Raw genomic sequence first — 18376 nt, 5'->3', positions numbered from 1 at the left:
GCCATTTCAAGGATAGAAAGGAAGTGAAGAAGTGGCGCACAGCAAGTTAGATAAAGAAATTGAAAACTTCATAGAAAAGAACTGGAAAATGCTTTTAGGTATAGGAGCTGTTGCATTTGTCTGGTTTTCTAAAGAAAAAATCCTCACAGAATTGATGAAGCTGGTGCCAACTGTAGTCGGTGTGTTTCGTGGGATTGCCTTATTGATCTTGCTAGGAATTGTCATACGGATTGTCTTACATGGCATCTATTTATACCTAGAAAAGAAGCGGTATCGATATGCATTATTCATTCCTCACATAGATGATGAAGTTACACCAGATAAGCTAGGGCAAATGATTCGGCATGTACATGGTTCGGGTCGAAAGCCTTTAGAACGTCTGTTAAAAGGTCGTGATTGGTACCGCATGACGATGTATCGTCCAGAGGGAGAAAATGAGCGTGTTCGCTTTTATGTAGGTGGTCCAGAGGATAAGATCAAACAGGTTGTGCAAGCCATACAAAGCGCATATACCCACAGTGAAATTTATACCGTCCCAAAGGAAGAAATGCCATTTCCAACAAGAAAAGCGGTAGGAGGACGGATGGTATTAAAGAGAAAGCGGCTAGATGCCACATTATCACTAGCACGCTATACACGTGATGTATTACCGATGTTAGGAAGCGCAATGGAAGAAAAGACATGGATTGATATTGCTTTTACACCAGATAACGGGTATCAGCTGACAAAAGGGATTCGAAAAGCAGAAAAGGCCATTCGAAAGAAGAAAAAACATGGGCTAGATGCCTTTGAAAAAGAAGAAATTCGCGCATTAAATAAACGGTTTGCAAAAAATGAAGTGGCGTTTCAAGTATCTATTTCATTTGCAAGTGACCACTATCCTGGTGTACCTGTTATTAAGAACTTAGGACATATGGTGGCAAGTATTATGGCCGATGTGAATGAGCTTAGATACAGAAGGTTTAGACGCAGTATGCCAGCTGTACCACATCCCGTATACGGAAAAATGATTTGGACGGGATCAGAGCTATTAAACTTGTTCCATCTTCCGAATGTAACGGGTGATAAAAACAGCAAGACAGAGCGAAACATTTTGTATCTAGATAAAGGAGAAAACATGATACCAAATGATTTATTGGCCGAAGGCATTTCAATTGGCCATGTGATGCATCCCTATATCAAGGATCGATTAGTAAAAATTCGAGAAGACTTTTTCAAGAATCATGGCTACATTACGGGGAAAGTTGGGTCTGGTAAAAGTACCATTGCCATGAGGTTGATGCAAAGTGTCATTGATAAATGGCTAGAAAATCCGAATGAAGCGGGTGGATTGTCGCTATTTGATCCAACAGAAGATTTGGCATATGTAGCAATGAATCGACTATTGAAAGCGGAAAAGGATGGAAAAAAGGTTGATTGGAGTAAGGTTCATTTTATCCGTTTTCGAAACACAGATCATCCGCCAGCTTTGAATTTGTTTCATCGTTTTCCAAATGAAGATATCCAGACAGTGGTTGAATCCATTATGGAAATGATTAAGTTAATGATTCAAGGGCAAGCACAACAAACAGAACGATTACTAAGGGCGATTATTGGGACGTTACTTTGTGATAAGAGTCAAATTCATACCATTTTAAGTATCCCACTCTTCATTAGTGATGAACTGTTTCGAACAAAAGTAATTGCCAATTTACAAGGGCCAGAACAAAAATATTACTCTCACTTTTGGAAATATGAAGTAGGAAGCGCATTAGAAGACAGCACACAGGCGATTTTAAACCGATTAGATATCTTCCGTAATACGTTGTATTTAAAGCGTATGTACGGGCAAACAGGCTTTTCCTTAGAAATTCGGAAGTGGATGGATGATGGCCACCTTATCTTTTATGATTTAGCGGGCATGGGAAAAGAAGATACATTACTGACAGTCGGTTACATTTGTAATCAATATCACCGTATCGCCCAACAGCGACCGCATGGTTCAAAACTACATTTAGGCGTGATAGATGAAGCCCATGACGTGCCAGTACCCGTTCTTCCTAAAATTATTGCGAAGGATCGGAAGCATGGATTTGGATTATGGGTTATTACACAGCAAGTTTCAGGACAGTTAGACAGAGAGTTAACAGACATGTTAACAGAGGCGGGCGGAAATTACTTTGTATGTAGGCAAGGTCATAATTCCGCAAAAACGTTAGAGGGCATTATGCAAAAACAATTCCGTACAGAGTATTTGCAAAACCTTCCTAACTTAGTTGTAGCCATACAAACACAAGATTATATCAGAGGTGAGGCAAAAAATGTGTGGTGTACCATACGTGTTCCACCATTAGACCGATACCTACCAAATGGGAAAGCGGCGAATTATAAAAATGAAAAAGAAATTCACGCATCAAATGAATGGACCAAAGCAAAGATTCATTCTTTAGAGCAACAAAATGGGAAAGCAGGATTAGAAATCGACAAGGAAATTGATGAGTTTCTATATGGAAAAGGCAAGTATCAACAAGCCGAAAAAGTCAATTTAACAAAAGAAGAACCTGTTGTGACATCGGGGCTAGATGAATTAGAAGAAAAAGTACCTTCCCAGGAAGAAGTGAAAGAACCTTTTTCCGAAACAAAGCCAGTCGAACCCACACATCAAGCGCAAATTATTCCATTCCGAAAACAAGCTACGACAACAATAGAAGTAAAGAAAGAAGATAAGTCAGTAAAAGAGCCAGTTATAACAATCGAAACAGAAAATGTAGAAATAAAAGAGGATACACCACAAGAAGAAGTGAGCATTTTCGATATGTGGGAAAAGGAGTAAGAGGCATGGGAAACATTTTATTTCAAATTTCAGATGAACAACTACTCATGAGTTTGCATACACACATCTACTTGGATATTGAGTACATTCATCAAAAGGTGTATGTAGATTATACAAAAAAATCTGTAACAAATCGGTTATATAAGCTAGAGCAAGCGGGCTATATCCGTTACGAGTATTTACCCGTTACCTCACCACGAAACCAGAAACGAAAATTTGCGAAACCACAACGAATTTATACGTTAATACCAGAAGGAGTCGAGATGGTTCGTGGGTTTCGAGGGGAAGTACATTGGAAAAATAGTTGGTCTAAACGTTCAGCATCTTTTGTGTATCACAGTTTAATGTTAGCGAAAATTGAATGTGCCATGACATTAATATCTAAGCGTGAAGGAAAGTTGGAACTAAAGGAATGGATCAATGAACCGCGGGCAACGTTTCAATATGCAAAAGGAAAAAATCGCGTTATACGCCCAGATGGTGTTGCGGTAATTGGATTAAAAGAAGCAATCGATAAAAACATTGGTGTATTCATGGAAATGGAACGATCTTATGGATCAAAAGAAGTATTAGAAAAAAAGATTATCCGTTATAACGACTTCATGACGCAAGAAGGAAAAAAGGCAGATTATCGGATACATGCTGGTATGGGATATGAAATACCGATATGGCGCCTGGTATTTGTCGCAGGTAGTGAAAGTAGGGAAAAAGAATTGATTCGCTACTTAAAAGGGGTAAGTAGTCCAGAAATTCCAGTGTATATCACACTGTTCCAAGATATATTACAAGACCCATTCGGGAATATTTATCGGAATATTCAAAATCCGACAGAGAAAGTGAGGTTCTAAGAATGTGTTTAGATTTATTTTATCGATAAGCGCCAGTATTTTTCTGTTAGTTGTCTTTTCTGATTGGTTATTTGAAAGAGTACCAGGATCAAGAGAAGCCTGGGAAGCGGTAAAAAGTAAAGTGGTGGAAATTTACTATACGCAAGGATGGGAAGGTGTCTTGCTTTTCTTCCTGGTCGTAGTGGGGATATGGAAGATGGTGGATCATAAAGGAGGATAGAAGATGCCTTTTATTGGTTTTTTACCTACAATGGGGAATCCCATCCTGGAAGGTATTGTTATCAGTATTTTCATGATTACAGCTATTGCGCTTTTAATGTATCAAAAAAATTGGAGAATGCTAATTTTATGTTTTCTAGTATGGATGTTTCTTCTCTGTATAGTAGTTTTTCCAAAAGAAATGGCAGAGATGGCATCTAAGTTAGGGGGACCGATATCTTTTGGAAGATAAAGAGTTCGAAAGATGAAAGGAGAGATAAATGATGTTTACACATAAAAGCACCTATGAAAGAGGAAGCTTGGGAGAAGCTGAATCTCAATTTCTAGTGGAAATTTATGAGGGAATAGGTTGTGAGGAAGTACATGAGATTTGTTTATCTCAAACAGATGTATATATGCAGAAGTTTTATCTGATGGAAAACGGAAGAATTATCGAAATAGAAATTGGATTAGATACAGATGAATTGGAATGGAAGTGTGATGGAGTAGAGCTTACAAAAGAAAAATCCATATTAGAAATTGAGCGTGAAATCAGCTGTTATGACATGTTCGAGCAAGCAAGGATAGACAAAGGGTGGATGTTCAAAGAAAGGGCACGCAAGTTTCTTACAGCTTTAAGAGAAAGGAAGAGTGCGTGATGGACGAATTGGAAGGTTTAGAGTTTGTAAGGGCGTTTCGGGCTACAGATGGAGCGTCCTTTGAAGTGGGGAGGGATGAAGACAAACGGTATGTAGTTCATGCTAGATTTCCCTATATCACAGGCAGTCAAACGAAACTTAACAATTTTATCAATTATGCAAGAAATGAAATAAAAGATGAATCAACCGCGGTTGGCATGGCTTCATTCGCTTGTGATTGCTACGAACGATCTTTACGCCAGTACCGAAATTGAAAGGGGGATGAATATGTTTCAAAAGGTGAAACAATGGTTTGCAAAAACATTTGAAAGTAAACAAGGGAAGGCAAGGAAGGCCACAAGAATTCCTTCTTATAAAGGCCGCTTAATTGGGAAATGGGCCTTTTGGCTCCTGTTTTGTTGGATGCTGATTGTATCCATTACAACCGTAGTAAAAGGTAAGGGAGATACACAAGCAAAGGCCAGCACCATTCCAAAAGAAGTCACACAAAAACAAAACCTTGCCTCGCGTCCAGAAGCGATTGAATTTGCACGCGGATTCGCAAAAGAATACTTTACTTGGCAAAGAGGAGATGAAGGCAAAAAGAATCGTTCAGAGCGCTTACAGCCTTATATACCGAAAACATTTGATCCACAAGTTGGTTTAGATTTTGTAAGTATGCAATGGGATTCCAATTTTCTATACGCAACTGTATTAAAAGTAGATGAGGTTACGGATAAAGAAGCAAACGTAATTTTTAAAGTGAAATACAAATTAAGCCGCATGAAAGCAGATAATAGCGGGCCAGAGGATAAGGAGGTGATCCAACAAGTGTCGGTTCCTGTTCAGTCAGATGGAAAGGCTTTTGTGATTAGTGGATTCCCTCAAATCGTCAAGGTCAATGAAAAAGCAGAAGTACCAGAAGAAAAAGAAGGAAAAGATCGAGAAGAAATTCATGAAATGACTGTAAAAGAAGACATTCGAGAATTTTTGCCAACCTTTTTTAAATCCTATACAACCGCAACACAAAAAGAACTCGCTTATGTTTTGGCCAATACAGATATTAAAGGGTTAGAAGGAGCCATGAAATTTGAAAATGTACTTTCCACTAAGATTTATCCAGGAAAAACAAAAGGCACATATGAGGTACAAACAGAGGTATCTATGATTGATCCACATTCTGAAACAAAAATGAAAACAGGTTATACATTGTTTGTCAAACAAGATGGAAAGCAATGGATCGTAACAGACTTACAAACAAAATAGGAGAGGGGCATGTATATGTTCAATATAAATCATTTTGTGTTAGGAATCGGGTTGGAAGGATTTTTCGAAATGATGAAGACACAAGGAACATACGCGTTATATTGTGCGTTTATCATTGTTATCTTAATCGTGGCGGCAAAGCGTGCATGGGGAAAAGCGATCACGTTAATTGTTGGCGGCGGGATTGTTGTATTCTTCATTAACAAACCAGATGCATTAAAAACAATTGGAACGTGGTTAGGCGGATTGTTTGGAGTTTAAGTAATGAATGGAAAGGAAGGAAGTTAGATGAAGGAAAAAGGCTCAAATTCTATCATTGTCTATTGTTTCGGAAGCTATATGAACTATATGCGAAGACAGTACGAAATCATGGGATACCGTCTTCCGCGTGCGGTCACATGGAGGGCACTTGGTTATTTTGCGGCGGTAGAAGCGGGGCTTGTAGCCTTCCGCTTCCTTCCTCCCTTCAAGTGGATATTTGGGGATATGATCGATCAAGTTTGGCTCATGTATTACGGTGTAATTCCTCTTTTCCTCGTATGGGGCGCAGATAAATATAAAACAGATGGAAAATCACTTTTCTCTTTTGTTCGATCCTGGATCACATTTCGTTTACGGAAGCATCAAAGCAGTAGATTAGTGAATTTACCCAAACTTAAAAAACATGTGTTTTATGGTCATGTATGTGTACAACATGACGTCAAAGATTTATCAATTGTACATTCATGCAGTGAAGAAGAGAACGACCTACATGCTTATGACTTAACATTTTTACCCCAAAAGGAGGAAGTTGAATATGTTGAAAACGATGAACAGACCACCATTAAAGCACGTTGAAAAGAATTTAGCGTTTAGTACGGACGGAAAAGTATCCGCAGTATATGAAGTAGACGGATTCGAATACGATCATCAAGACGAAAGTACCAAAAAAGTATATTATCGCAATCAACTCGCTCTTTTTACCCATCAAGAATATGATGTCCACTTACTTGTGATTCCTCGTACAACAAATTCAGATGAAATTCTGGATGAACATATTTCCACTTTAAAAGGGCCAATGGCCCCAACAGGAAGCTTTCTTTTTAAAAAGGTAAAAGAATACTTACGAAATGCGGCCATTGCGAAAGAGAACATGGAATATCGCTTTTTCGTTTTAGTACAACTGAATATGGAACAGAAAGAAAGACAAATTCGTAACCCTGTCGTAGAAACATGGAAGTTTATGAAGAAGATAAGAGAAGGTTTTGCAGAGACAGCCCAAAACATATCGGGTATGAATATGACAGATATTTTAGAAGAGGAAATCGAAAATTATTTAGAAGTAGAAGACGTGTTATTTAGCCAGGTTAGAGGGGCATTTCCTAATACAAGACGTGCGAAACCGTCTACAACGCGCTTTTTATTCCATCATAACTTTAGACGTGGCATGAAAGAATTGAATCGTGATCAAAACTGGAAAGTAGGTTCTACGGTTACTTTGCAAAATGAAGAAGGAAAGGCGGTAAAAGTACGCCGTCCAGATTTACAAGAAATGGTCCATTTAACAGATACGGTGATTGATGAAAGCCCAGGACGTTCTCTTATACTCGAAAGACAAAATGAAGAAGGAGAAGTCGAAACCTCTCATGTTGCTTTTCTTGCGGTGAAAGATATGCCTGAAATATCGGCTTTTCCTGGTGGAGAGTGGATTTATCGCATTCAATCACATTCGTTAAAGTTTCCTGTTGAAATGAGTATTCGAGCGTATCATTTAGAAAACCAGATGGTTACACAAAAACTTTCGAATAGTGAATTGGAATTAAACGATCAACGTCAACAAGCAATGGTAGGCGGTCGCACAACAGATTTAACAATTGATCGTAAAGCAAGGGGCGTCAAAATTGTAAAAGATCGATTTGAAACAACGGGGGCACCTGGATATGAACTAAGTGTACTGTTTTGCGTCTATGCCGAAGATGCGAAAACATTAAAATCACGTGTTAATACGCTCATTACAGAATATCGCAAAATGAAAATTGAATTGGTCAATCCATATGGAGAACAGCTATCGTACTTCTACGAGTTCTTGCCAGGTTCTAAACGTTATAATACGGATTTCAAATTGTTTGTGGAACCAGGCGTACTTGCAATGGGCATGTTCGGGGCCACAACGCAAATTGGTGATAATCAAGGGTTTTACATTGGAAAAACAAAGAAATTAAATCGTCCTGTTTTTGTTCGTCCAGACTTGGCGGCGAAAGCATTAGATAACATTGTAACAGCGTTTGAGAGTTTATCAGTTATGTTTGCGGGGCAAACAGGGAAAGGAAAATCCTTCTTAATGAATTTACTCGCTTTCTGGATTGTGATGAGTGGGGGAAGGGCATTTATAATCGATCCTAAAGGGGACCGCACAAGGTGGCCAGAATTATTGCCAGGGTTCAATGAGGATACCTTGCAAGTATGGACGCTTGGGAAGGATAAAAAGGATGCGGGCTGTTTAGACCCATTCCGAATAAGCGCAACAATAGAAGATGCAAAGAGTTTAGCACTTGAAATTTTGACGTTCCTATCGGATGTAGGCTTAGAGGATATCAGATATGACTATTTATATAAAGCCATTGAACGAGTAGCGAAAAAGAAAGATGCGTGTTTAACGTTGGTTCGTAAAGAACTAGAGGAAATGAAGAAAGAACCTAACTTATTACCAACTGAACTAGAACGATTAAATGCCCTTACAAATCGTTTAGCAACCTTAGAAGGCATCCAGTTAGGAGATTTATTGTTTGGTAAACAAGGTCAAGATTACCGTGTATTAAGCCTAGAACGTCCATTACAAGTATTACAAATTCAACATTTACGCATTCCGAAATCAGAGGAAAAGAATGAAAGTGTTACAGACAAATTATCTCGTAGTATCTTAATTGCATTAGCGGCATTTGGTAAATCCTTAATGCATTCCGATCGTAGTATTTTCAAAGTGTACCTACAAGATGAAGCATCAAGTATTTTGAAAAATAAAGAGGGTGCGGCGTCTTCTGACAAAATCATTCGAGAAGGACGTTATCACAATACCGGCTTGTATTTAGGAACACAAAATGCATCCGATTATCAATCAGAAAACAAAGAGGTTGCAAATGTGGGTATGAAGTTCTGTTTTGCACTGAAATACGATAAGGAAGCGGAAGAAATGTTGCGTTACTATAACTTACCGGTCACAGAAGAAAATATCTTGATGTTACGCCAATTACGACGCGGCGAAGCCTTATTCCAGGATATTTTCGGTCGAACAGCTGTTGTAGAAATTGATCCTGTTTTCCAAGAATTAAAGACTGCATTTGATTCCTCTACGAAAACAGACGAAGAACGCGCACAACAATTGGCGTAATTCGTATTACAATACAGATAAGAGTATTCTAAATTATCTGTATATGGAGGATGGAACAATGAAAAAATTACGTATGTTATCGGGATTATGTGTAGCAGGAATATTGATGGTAACGGGGATTGCGGGTTGCTCAAATGAAACGAAAAGTAATGCAAATCAACAAGAGAGTCAGAAAGAAAGGGATATGAAAGAAGCAGATAAAGCGGTTATGGATTACGTTAAAGCTGAAATTGAAGTGGACTATGGAAAGTTAGCAACGTTAGTTTATGAACCATTAAAGGATGAGGATAGAAGTGTACGTCATCCAGGAGCTAGTAAGGGTATGGGAAATAGATACGACTTATATAGATATGATTTAGAGGAAGGAAAAAACGAACTCTATTATGCAGTAAAATTCTATGATCCTGTAAAGGATGGGACAGTAAATATGGAGTTAAAAATGGTGAAAGATAAAAAAGATGGGAAATGGAAAAAATTATAGCTGGACTTGGAATTGGCAACATAATATCAAGGACATAGTTGGAAGTGTAAAACCTGTACATGTCCATAAATGGGGGCAAAAGGAATGAAAAAACTTTTCTCTATTTGTATGATTCTAGTGTTCTTCTTACTACCGTTAGGGCCTCATATGGCCCTAGCGGAAGATCAAAAAACGGAAGAAAAACAGGAACAAAAAGGGGCGCGAATTTCCGAAAATTTATTTAGTGGGTACACAGATGGAATATACAAATATAAGTATTATGAAATTGATACGTACCAGCCAAAAGAAGACGAAAAAAATGTGTTTCAAAAAGTTGGCGGGTACTTATTTGGTGATGATAGTGTAGGGAAAGATTTACAACGGATGCTGTATACAACCTGTCAATGGTTTGCGAATATGGCCTTTCAGTTAAATGTGATTCTTGGTCAATTAACCATTTTCTTAGTCGATCAAGCGTTGAACCTGGACATTGTAGATACGGTTGCGGATAAATTAGGCGCGGCCATGCAAAATATTGCTGGTATTGGAAAAGGCGGCTTTTTATCTTCTGGACTATTCCCAGCAATTATCGGTATTGCATGTGTGTTATCGGCTTGTTATGCGGGCTATATCTTCTTTATTAAGCGCCAACCCTCCAAAGGTTTAAGTGAGTTAGTGAAAACGGTGCTCGTTATTGCCTTTATTGTTACGTACATTGGAAACGCAAGTACGATTTTAAAGAGTGCAAATACGATTAGTTCTGAAATTAGTGTAACAGTATTAGCGAAAGCAACGGGAACGGTTGCAGGTGATCCAGGACGTTCCAAAGCAGATGCGATTTTTTCAGTGAAAAAGCAGATTTGGGATTTGTTAGTTGAACGACCGTATTTGTTTCTACAGTATGGAGAGGATTCGAAAGAAAAATTAGGTGCTAAACGAGTAGATGAACTATTGGCAACGCCTATTGGAAAAGATAGAGATGAAAAGATAAAAAAGGAAGTTAAAGACGGAAACCAAATGATGGTTATTTCTTCTGTAGGAGAGCGCCTTGTATTTACAGTCATGTATTATGTGGTGAATACATTCGCAGGTGTTCCAGTAATCGCGTTTTGTTTACTAATTGTAGCATTCCAATTATGGTTCCTTGTCATGAGTATTATCTCACCAATCGTCATGGCAGTGGCTCTATTGCCAGGACATCGAAGAGTCATTGAAAGTTGGGCTTCACAATGGATTCGCCCATTGGCATTAAAAATATTTATGTCTGTTATGCTGGTCATCATTTTTACGATAGCAGAATTACTATATGTGTTACCAGAAGCGGGCGTTGCAGGATATGTGTCTACAATGATTTTCCAAATTCTTGTTTTCGTTCTTTGCTACCTGTTTAGAGGAAATATTGTTGCGGCATTTAGTCGAGCACGTGGCGTGTATGAAACGGTCACAAATATATCCCTTATGACAGAAAACTTTGTAGATAAGGGGAAAGAGTACGCTGGAAATACCATGTCTTATATTGGAGACAAAATGGGGATGCATTTTAACAATGCGGCTGAATTAGCGGCGGCAGGCGGCCAGTTAGAAAATGCAGGAACAGACGATGAAAAGACTAAAGCCAACCCGTTAGTGCAAGCGAATATACCGAACGATTTACCAAATAATCAAGCGGAACAAGAAAAAGAAGAGAATCAAAAGAAAGGAAAACTTATTTCTTTACAAGATCGTGATAAAGAAGGGAATTTACCACAGCAAGAAGAGGAAGGAAAAGAACAACCGACACCAGGTGAAGAAGAAGCACCAATGCAACAAGACCTTATCAGCTTAGATAAGGAAGCATTAGAACAAGAAGTAGAAGGGCAACAAGAAGGAACAGAAGTAGAAGAATCAGAAATGGAGGTTCAACCAGAGCTAGTATCTTTACAAGACGAGGAAATTCCAACAGGAGAAGAAATGCCAACTAATATAGAGGGATATGAAGAAATTCAACCAGAAATACCAGAACAAGAGGTACCATTAGAAGATATTCCGACTGATATAGAAGTATATGAAGAGGTACAGCCCGAAGTACCAGAACAAGAGGTGCCATTAGAAGAGGTTTCAACTGATATGGAAGCATATGAAGAAATCCAAACAGAGGTGCCAGAACAAGAAATACCACTAGAAGAGGTTTCAAGCGATATGGAGGCATATGAAGAGGTTCAAACAGAAGTACCAACACAAGAACTTCCATTAGAGGAAGTGTCACCAGATCATGAAACATTTGAAGAAATCCCATCCGATATCCCACAACAAGGCATTCCAACAGAAGAAATTCCGATGGATATTTCAAGAGAAGAAATCCAAACAGAACAGGAAACTTCAACACATATTCCACAACAAGAAATCTCAACACCAATTGAAACAGAGGCAAATGAACCTTTAATACCAGACACAATTCGTGCAGATGTAAATGAAGAAGGTGTCATTGTCCCTCATACACCAGAAACAACAAGTGCAGATATTCCAGATGCTATACCTGCAAAAGTGACTGAAGCGGGGGAAATTGTTGCAAAAAAACCTAATATAGATGTCGAGTCAACTGTACAAGAAACAAATTCTTCTGACTCATTTATCCCAACGGAATCCATTTCCCCTACTGATTTAACACGAGTAAATGAGAAAGAAGTAAGCAGAAACGAACCGATTCAAGGAGAAGCGGAAACAATCGATACACCAGATATACAATATGGAGCTGTAGCCGCTGGAAGTGAAAATTGGATGCCTTCTACTGATCCGCAAAACTTAGATAACTTAGATGATTTGGAGCCACCAAAAAAAGATGAGTAGAGTCCTAGACTTTTAGGACTTTACTATTTTTTTACGAAAAAAGGAGCGATATAGATATGAAACACTGGGGGTTAAAGTGTATGAAAATGGTGAGTATCAGTATTTTTCTTTGTATTGGGTGTTTAGGGTGGATGAACATAATCATTCTTTTCATACAGAGAGAATGGCCGACAGATTTATTAGGATGGATTGGTTTAGGGTTACTTATCTGGTATACGCTCATTCTTTTAACTCTCCAAATTATCCATAATGAGTTACGTTGTCCTATTGATGACAGGGCCAAACTAGCCTTTTTTATCTGGTTTGTAGGAATCGGTCATTTTGGATTATTAGACTTTATACAAAACCAGCAATCTACTCTTTTAACGTTACTATTTCATATTTTAGCGGTTATACCTATTCTTTTGGCCCTTACATATGGGCTGATTGTTCGAAAGTATTCCAATCAATCTTGATACATGTTGTAAGGGGGGAGGGATGATATGAGACCAGAAATAAAAGAAGTTGTAGATAAAACAGTACAAGAAGAGATTGCACAAGAACAAAAAAAGAAGAAGAAAAAGAAATCCTGGTTACTGACATTTCTTTTTGGGGGTTCTACTTTCACGATAGGATTGTTCGTCTGTATTGGATTTCTTTTATTTATTGTTTTGGGGCAAGGCATTGGCAAAAAAGAAGAGGAAGCACCAGCAACCATCCCAAGTAATGGAATGACGGTTTGTCGTCCAGGTGGAAAAACAGTGGCACCAGAAGAACTACAACCCCACCTGGGCGGCGTTTTTACAGGGAAAGCACAAGCCTTTTTAAATGCAGGAACACAAAACCAAATCGATCCCGTTTTACTAGCGGCCATTGCAAGATTGGAAACGGGTAATGGTACTTCTAATGCAGTAAAGAACTATAACAACCCTGGGGGCCTCATGGACCCTAGCAGTTCGCAAATGAAAGGGTTTATGAAGTTTGCCACTTTAGATGAAGGAATCAACGCTATGGCGCGAAACTTATATAAAAACTATATCGGTATGGGGATAACAACCATAGAAGCAATTGGAGCAAAATATGCACCGCCAGGAGCCGCAAATGATCCGCATGGTACAAATGGTTTATGGCCTGTATTAGTAACAAAGTTTGTGGCGCAAATGGGCGGCCTTACTTTTAATTGTGAAGCGGGAAAGCCAGGCGGCGTTGTAGATACTGGATCAGCAAGCTCACAAGGGTTTATTCGTCCTATCGCTCAAACAACGATTACAAGCCCATATGGGCCACGCTGGGGCACTATTCATAAAGGTATTGATTATTCTTGCCAAGACGGTGTCACACCAATTGCCGCGTCGAAAGGTGGCGTTGTAGAGTGGGCGAAATTTGGCGCGTCCGGTTCAGGGTTTGGCGGATATGGAAACGTAGTTGTAATCAATCATGGGAATGGATATTGGAGTTTATACGGTCATATGTCGTCCATTACTGTACAGGAAGGTCAAAACATTGGAGTCGGTCAACAGGTAGGCGTTTGCGGAAGAACAGGGCAAGTAACAGGGCCACATCTTCACTTTGAGATCAAAATATCTTTGACGTTTGGTCAAGTCGACCCAGCACCTTATTTGCCGAAATAAGCGGAAAGAAAGGGAGGATTAGGGATGAAACAGGGAATCGTTGGTTTAATCATAGTTGTACTAGTGGGTATCAGTGTATGGTTATGGAATCAAAATCGCACCTTACAGCATAAAGTCGAGCAAACAGAAAAGAAATGGACGGAACAAGTAAAAGAGCTAAAAACAGAGAATCGAGCATTGGAAAAGCGCGTGACAGTTTTAACAGAAAATACCCAAGATAAAGGGCAAGAAGTAGCAAAACAATTTGTAGAGTTGTTAATACAGAATGATAACAAACAAAAAGAAAAGCCAGGATTTGAGAAAATCAAAGAAATGATAACAGGAGAAGCACGAAACAAATTATTAAACGCGCCAGATGATGGACATAACCATATACAAGATGATGGCTCTATGCATATTCAAACGAAAGCGAAGATAACAGATATGTACTACATCAAAAACGCTGATAATAAAGCGGATGTAACGGTTAAATATGATTATCTTGTAACGGTTGATGGAACAGAAAAACAAGAAAAACACACAATGAAATTAAATTTAGTATTAGAAGGTGACAAATGGTTTGTAGAAAATTACGAGTTTCAAATCAATACAGGAATTGAAGGACCATAGAGAAAGGAATGAGGGGAGTTGGTGAATCAAAATGTATTGCATCATATAGGGTATGAAGTATTGCAAGAAACGTTTGTATTGATTCGAAATGTATTTTCTTATTCAAATCAAGATGAATACAGTGTGACATATGTACGAGAAATTGCGGATGCCTTGCATAATATCCCGCATTCGATTCAGAAACAGCATGATACATTTTTAGAATTTGAGTTCAAACTGTTAGAAGAAACATTAATGCAAATGGACTTTGGAAAGGTTGCCGCACAAAACATTCCCTATTTTAAAATGTACGCGGCACGTGTACAGCAATTGTTACAGAAGCGCTATAACGGGGAGTAATTAAGGGGAAATGGGGCGATAAAGAATGATTGTATTTGGAATTGGGCTGTCAGTTTTGCTGATAGCCTTTTTGTTTATCCAGGTGTATCCGTTCCATGAACAAAAATTAGAACAAAGAAAATATGATGAATATGGAATTTGGATCATTATTTGTACAGGGGTATGCCTTTATGTATCGCATCATTTTTTACAAGAAAACACGTGGCAATGGGGATTGAAAATTATTGGTGCAACTTTTTTTACAGGCTTTTCAATGGGATGTGTCGGAAAACAAAGTATATATGATTTTCAACATAAAAAGTTTCCCTTCCAGAAAAAATGACGCTTCAAATTCGCTTGTAATTGATTTTAAAGAGATTGTCAATACATTTGGTATCAAATGTATTGACAATCTCTATTCAGTCTTTTAAGTGGTTCAAATGAGATTTTAGAGAAAAAAGGGGTGTGCGGATGCTTTTTTTAAAGGTTATTGCATATATTTTGTTAAGTATAGGAGTTTGTACAGTTGTTTTAGCAGGAATAGCCGCAATTGGAAAGAAACAAATGATAATCGCAAATATACATCTATTATTGGCCATGTATTATTTTTGTTCGGGAAGTCTTCTGTATTTGTGCACGTTATGGAAAACACAAGATATTTTCCTGGAAGCCTTTTTGATTTTAATTGTAGGAATTACAATCATGCGATTAAGAAAAAGCTGGTATGTACCGCAAATACGTACTCTTCAAAAGCTACAGGAAAAAGCGACAAGTAAGAATGATCTGTGAGGAAATCCAAGAAAAAAAGGAGTGGAGAAAACTTGATACATCAATATGAATTGAACTTTTCAGTGATGTATAGTGGCAAGGTAACAGACTCACAATCTACGATTATTCCAGCAAGTTCTTTAGAGGAAGCAAATGAAAAATTACAATCAGAAGTAAAGCGGCGATTAGGGAAGTGTAGAATAAAAGTGAATGCGGCAAGTTTATGTGTTTCAGAGGATAGTCGGTATGCAATAGAGAAAAAATAAAAAGGGAAAAGTCTTGTTTCTAAAGCAAGACTTTTTTGTTATTTTGTGGAGCTGTTTTTATATAAAAATTCCTGTTGTAAAAGGGTATTAAGTTGCGGTTTGGGGAGGCGTAAAATCTTTTGTTTTTTGTGGAGGGAAATCGCTAAGAAATGCTGAAACGACAATGTTTTTTCATAATCCAGATATATGTACTTAAGTTATGTACCCTAAAATAGACTTAAGCACACATACTTAGATATATGTGCTTGAATGTATGTGACTAAAGAAGGGAGAGGAATAATGGACCAGCAAAATTTAAATAAGCTTTTACAGTTGCACCAATGTAAAACATATCATGCTAAACAATTACATGATATTGAAAATAAAATAAAGTCATTAGTAATGGAGATGCAATTACAGTCATATGAACAAGAAATTCGCGAGATAATGAAGCAATATTTAATGCAAGCTATAGAAATATTAGAATGTATTGGGAATCCAGAAAATGATTTAATTAAAGAGCATTTACTTTTACAAGAGCAAGAAAAGGAACGGAGAAAAAATGCTTCTGATGAAGATATATTTCTAACATGGAGCCTGTTTAGACCAGAATCTCAATATAAAAAACAAATAATACCTAAGTTAGAACAGTTGAAAACAATATTAGGAAATTATGAAACATGTTTTTATAATCACCGTATATTTCTTCCAAAAGAAATTTATAACCATTTAATAACATTAGGTAATTATATCAAGAGGTGGATACAGCCTTCTCAAACTTTACTTTACGATAGTGAATCTTGGATTGCAGGTTTGAACATATTAAAATCCTTGTTAGAATTAACAATTAAGATTTCTTTTACTATAGATGATTCAATATTTGATACATATTCGACCTATAAGGAGCTTAAAGGCAGACATTGTGTTGGTAGAAAAGAAGAAAGAAAAAAAGTGGAAAAAGATGTACAGAAACTAGCGTTCTTAAGTGGTTTTAAAGGAATTATTGTGCAACGTGCTTTTCCAGGGAAACGTTTTTTTCATCATAGAGGTTTTAATCAATTTATAACCTTAGAATTTTTAGATTGGTTCGAATCTCAAAGGAAATATAATTACTTTTATGTTTGTGGTGATAGTAACACTAACCTGCTAAAAATAGGGGTTACTAAATATTTCAGGTAGAAAGGGATATAAATCAGTGAGAATAAGTGCATATACAAGGGGTTTATAAAATTTCACGTACCGTAATAAAAAAATAAAAAACACCCTCAAAAAAACAACAAGGGTTGCTTCTTCTCTCCTTTTTCAGCTACAATAGATATATACCTTCTTTGCCCATTCCCCCGAAAAAGGGGACCAACAAAAAAGATAGAATATAAAATAAGAAAGGTAAATCACTTTATGAATCAACCTTTAGTGAATTTACGAGTGGATTTTGCTTTTAAGCAATTATTTGGAACAAGAGGAAATGAACAGATTTTAATGCAATTTTTGAACGTGATGTTAGCATCTTCGCTCTCTTCACCCATTCAAACGCTGAAAATAGAAGACCCTCATTTGCAACGTGAATACGAAAAAGACAAGTTATCCATTCTAGATGTATTAGCAACTTTAGATGACGAAACCCAAATTGCAATTGAAATACAATTGAATGACCAACATGATTTTCTGAAGCGTAGTTTGTATTACTGGAGTCGCTTATACGCTTCTCAAATGCAAAAAGGTGGTTCGTATGATGCATTGCGAAAGACGATTACCATCAATATTTTGAACTTTCCAGTCTTTCCAGAATACGAAACGTTCCGTACAACAGGGAAACTGTGGGATATTGAGTTACAAAAACTACTGATAGACGATTTAGAGTTGCACATCATTGAGATCCCTAAATTAATGGCGCAATGGAAAGAAGAACAAGTCAATCCGTGGGAAGACGATTTTGTACGATGGTTACTCTTATTATCTGCCAATGAGGATACACAATTAACGCATACGCTGGAGGAGATCGCCATGAACCGAGACCCGATTTTAAAAGATGCGATGCAAAAATGGGAAAAGATGAGTCAAGATCCTGGATTCCGTATGTTATATGAAGCAAGGCAAAAGACGCTTATTGATGAAGCCTCTAAATATAAATATGCAGAGAAAAAAGGGCGAGAAGAAGGGCTTCAAGAGGGAATAGAAAAAGGCATGGAAAAAGGAAAATTAGCCGAAAGAGAGCAATTAATCCGAGGCATGCATAAAAACGGCATGGATATAGAAGATATTGCGAAGTTTACAAATATGGAACTGTCGGACATACACCGTATTTTGAAACAATAAAAGGAGAGACGCTACGTCTCTCCTTTTATCTATGTGTATTTAAGGTTAACGATGAGTCCCAACACCAAGTTGTTGTTCCGCCATCGCTACGAGAC

General features: G+C 37.7%; 20 protein-coding genes and 1 pseudogene. All 21 read left to right on the top strand.

The genetic code is table 11. The features are described 5' to 3' along the window. The first annotated feature begins 31 nt into the window (after window positions 1–31). The 21 genes and pseudogenes from PDL00_RS29460 (at window position 32) to PDL00_RS29360 (ending at window position 18281) form a co-directional block, all read left to right on the top strand. Window positions 32–2812, top strand: coding sequence for an ATP-binding protein (locus PDL00_RS29460; RefSeq protein ID WP_270733130.1), 2781 nt, complete (start codon window positions 32–34; stop codon window positions 2810–2812). Window positions 2813–2817: 5 nt separating this feature from the next. Continuing rightward, complete coding sequence (locus PDL00_RS29455; protein ID WP_270733128.1) at window positions 2818–3660, top strand: replication-relaxation family protein; 843 nt, start codon at window positions 2818–2820, stop codon at window positions 3658–3660. A 4-nt stretch (window positions 3661–3664) separates the two neighbouring features. After that, complete coding sequence (locus PDL00_RS29450; protein WP_000488222.1) at window positions 3665–3880, top strand: hypothetical protein; 216 nt, start codon at window positions 3665–3667, stop codon at window positions 3878–3880. A gap of 3 nt (window positions 3881–3883) precedes the next feature. After that, entirely contained in the window at window positions 3884–4111 is a 228-nt protein-coding gene (locus tag PDL00_RS29445; RefSeq protein WP_270733126.1) for a hypothetical protein, read from the top strand. 31 nt (window positions 4112–4142) lie between these two features. Beyond that, window positions 4143–4517, top strand: a complete 375-nt coding sequence (locus PDL00_RS29440) for a hypothetical protein (protein ID WP_270733125.1) — start codon at window positions 4143–4145, stop codon at window positions 4515–4517. Then, on the top strand, window positions 4517–4771 hold the full coding sequence (locus PDL00_RS29435; RefSeq protein WP_000343844.1) for a hypothetical protein: 255 nt from the start codon (window positions 4517–4519) through the stop codon (window positions 4769–4771). The genes PDL00_RS29440 and PDL00_RS29435 overlap by 1 nt, the downstream gene beginning before the upstream one ends. Before the next feature lie 13 nt (window positions 4772–4784). Next, window positions 4785–5762, top strand: a complete 978-nt coding sequence (locus PDL00_RS29430) for a conjugal transfer protein (protein WP_270733124.1) — start codon at window positions 4785–4787, stop codon at window positions 5760–5762. A 9-nt stretch (window positions 5763–5771) separates the two neighbouring features. Continuing rightward, the gene (locus PDL00_RS29425) at window positions 5772–6023 is read left to right on the top strand and encodes a TcpD family membrane protein (RefSeq protein ID WP_000281809.1); all 252 of its coding nucleotides are present in this window, start codon (window positions 5772–5774) and stop codon (window positions 6021–6023) included. A 27-nt stretch (window positions 6024–6050) separates the two neighbouring features. After that, window positions 6051–6599: a TcpE family conjugal transfer membrane protein gene (locus PDL00_RS29420; protein WP_270733122.1), complete on the top strand. Its 549-nt coding sequence runs from the start codon at window positions 6051–6053 to the stop codon at window positions 6597–6599. Then, complete coding sequence (locus PDL00_RS29415) at window positions 6559–9129, top strand: ATP-binding protein (protein ID WP_270733120.1); 2571 nt, start codon at window positions 6559–6561, stop codon at window positions 9127–9129. Before PDL00_RS29420 ends, PDL00_RS29415 begins: the two co-directional genes overlap by 41 nt. Before the next feature lie 58 nt (window positions 9130–9187). Continuing rightward, window positions 9188–9698, top strand: a pseudogene (locus PDL00_RS29410) (hypothetical protein). Next, complete coding sequence (locus PDL00_RS29405) at window positions 9695–12415, top strand: CD3337/EF1877 family mobilome membrane protein (RefSeq protein ID WP_270733119.1); 2721 nt, start codon at window positions 9695–9697, stop codon at window positions 12413–12415. Before PDL00_RS29410 ends, PDL00_RS29405 begins: the two are co-directional and overlap by 4 nt. 56 nt (window positions 12416–12471) lie before the next feature. After that, window positions 12472–12870 (top strand): hypothetical protein, encoded by a 399-nt coding sequence (locus PDL00_RS29400; protein WP_333563545.1) that lies wholly within the window; start codon window positions 12472–12474, stop codon window positions 12868–12870. 27 nt (window positions 12871–12897) lie between these two features. Next, window positions 12898–14025: a peptidoglycan DD-metalloendopeptidase family protein gene (locus PDL00_RS29395; protein ID WP_270733115.1), complete on the top strand. Its 1128-nt coding sequence runs from the start codon at window positions 12898–12900 to the stop codon at window positions 14023–14025. 24 nt (window positions 14026–14049) lie between these two features. Then, a complete protein-coding gene (locus PDL00_RS29390; protein WP_270733112.1) occupies window positions 14050–14634 on the top strand; it encodes a hypothetical protein in 585 nt (194 codons plus the stop codon). An 18-nt stretch (window positions 14635–14652) separates the two neighbouring features. After that, window positions 14653–14973, top strand: coding sequence for a hypothetical protein (locus PDL00_RS29385; RefSeq protein ID WP_270733108.1), 321 nt, complete (start codon window positions 14653–14655; stop codon window positions 14971–14973). 25 nt (window positions 14974–14998) lie between these two features. Beyond that, on the top strand, window positions 14999–15295 hold the full coding sequence (locus tag PDL00_RS29380) for a hypothetical protein (RefSeq protein WP_042868099.1): 297 nt from the start codon (window positions 14999–15001) through the stop codon (window positions 15293–15295). A 128-nt stretch (window positions 15296–15423) separates the two neighbouring features. Continuing rightward, complete coding sequence (locus tag PDL00_RS29375; protein ID WP_270733101.1) at window positions 15424–15741, top strand: hypothetical protein; 318 nt, start codon at window positions 15424–15426, stop codon at window positions 15739–15741. Between the two features lie 32 nt (window positions 15742–15773). Beyond that, window positions 15774–15986, top strand: coding sequence for a hypothetical protein (locus PDL00_RS29370; RefSeq protein ID WP_086876857.1), 213 nt, complete (start codon window positions 15774–15776; stop codon window positions 15984–15986). Window positions 15987–16265: 279 nt separating this feature from the next. After that, window positions 16266–17144 carry a hypothetical protein gene (locus PDL00_RS29365; RefSeq protein ID WP_270733097.1) on the top strand — a complete coding sequence of 293 codons (879 nt, stop codon included), beginning with the start codon at window positions 16266–16268 and terminating at the stop codon, window positions 17142–17144. Between the two features lie 219 nt (window positions 17145–17363). Beyond that, window positions 17364–18281, top strand: coding sequence for an Rpn family recombination-promoting nuclease/putative transposase (locus PDL00_RS29360; protein WP_270733094.1), 918 nt, complete (start codon window positions 17364–17366; stop codon window positions 18279–18281). Window positions 18282–18376: the final 95 nt, after the last annotated feature.

This window comes from Bacillus cereus group sp. TH152-1LC (genome assembly GCF_027710505.1).
GTDB classification, from domain to species: domain Bacteria; phylum Bacillota; class Bacilli; order Bacillales; family Bacillaceae_G; genus Bacillus_A; species Bacillus_A mobilis.
The sequence above is the reverse complement of the archived record's forward strand: the minus strand, read 5'-3'. Positions and strand labels throughout refer to the sequence as shown.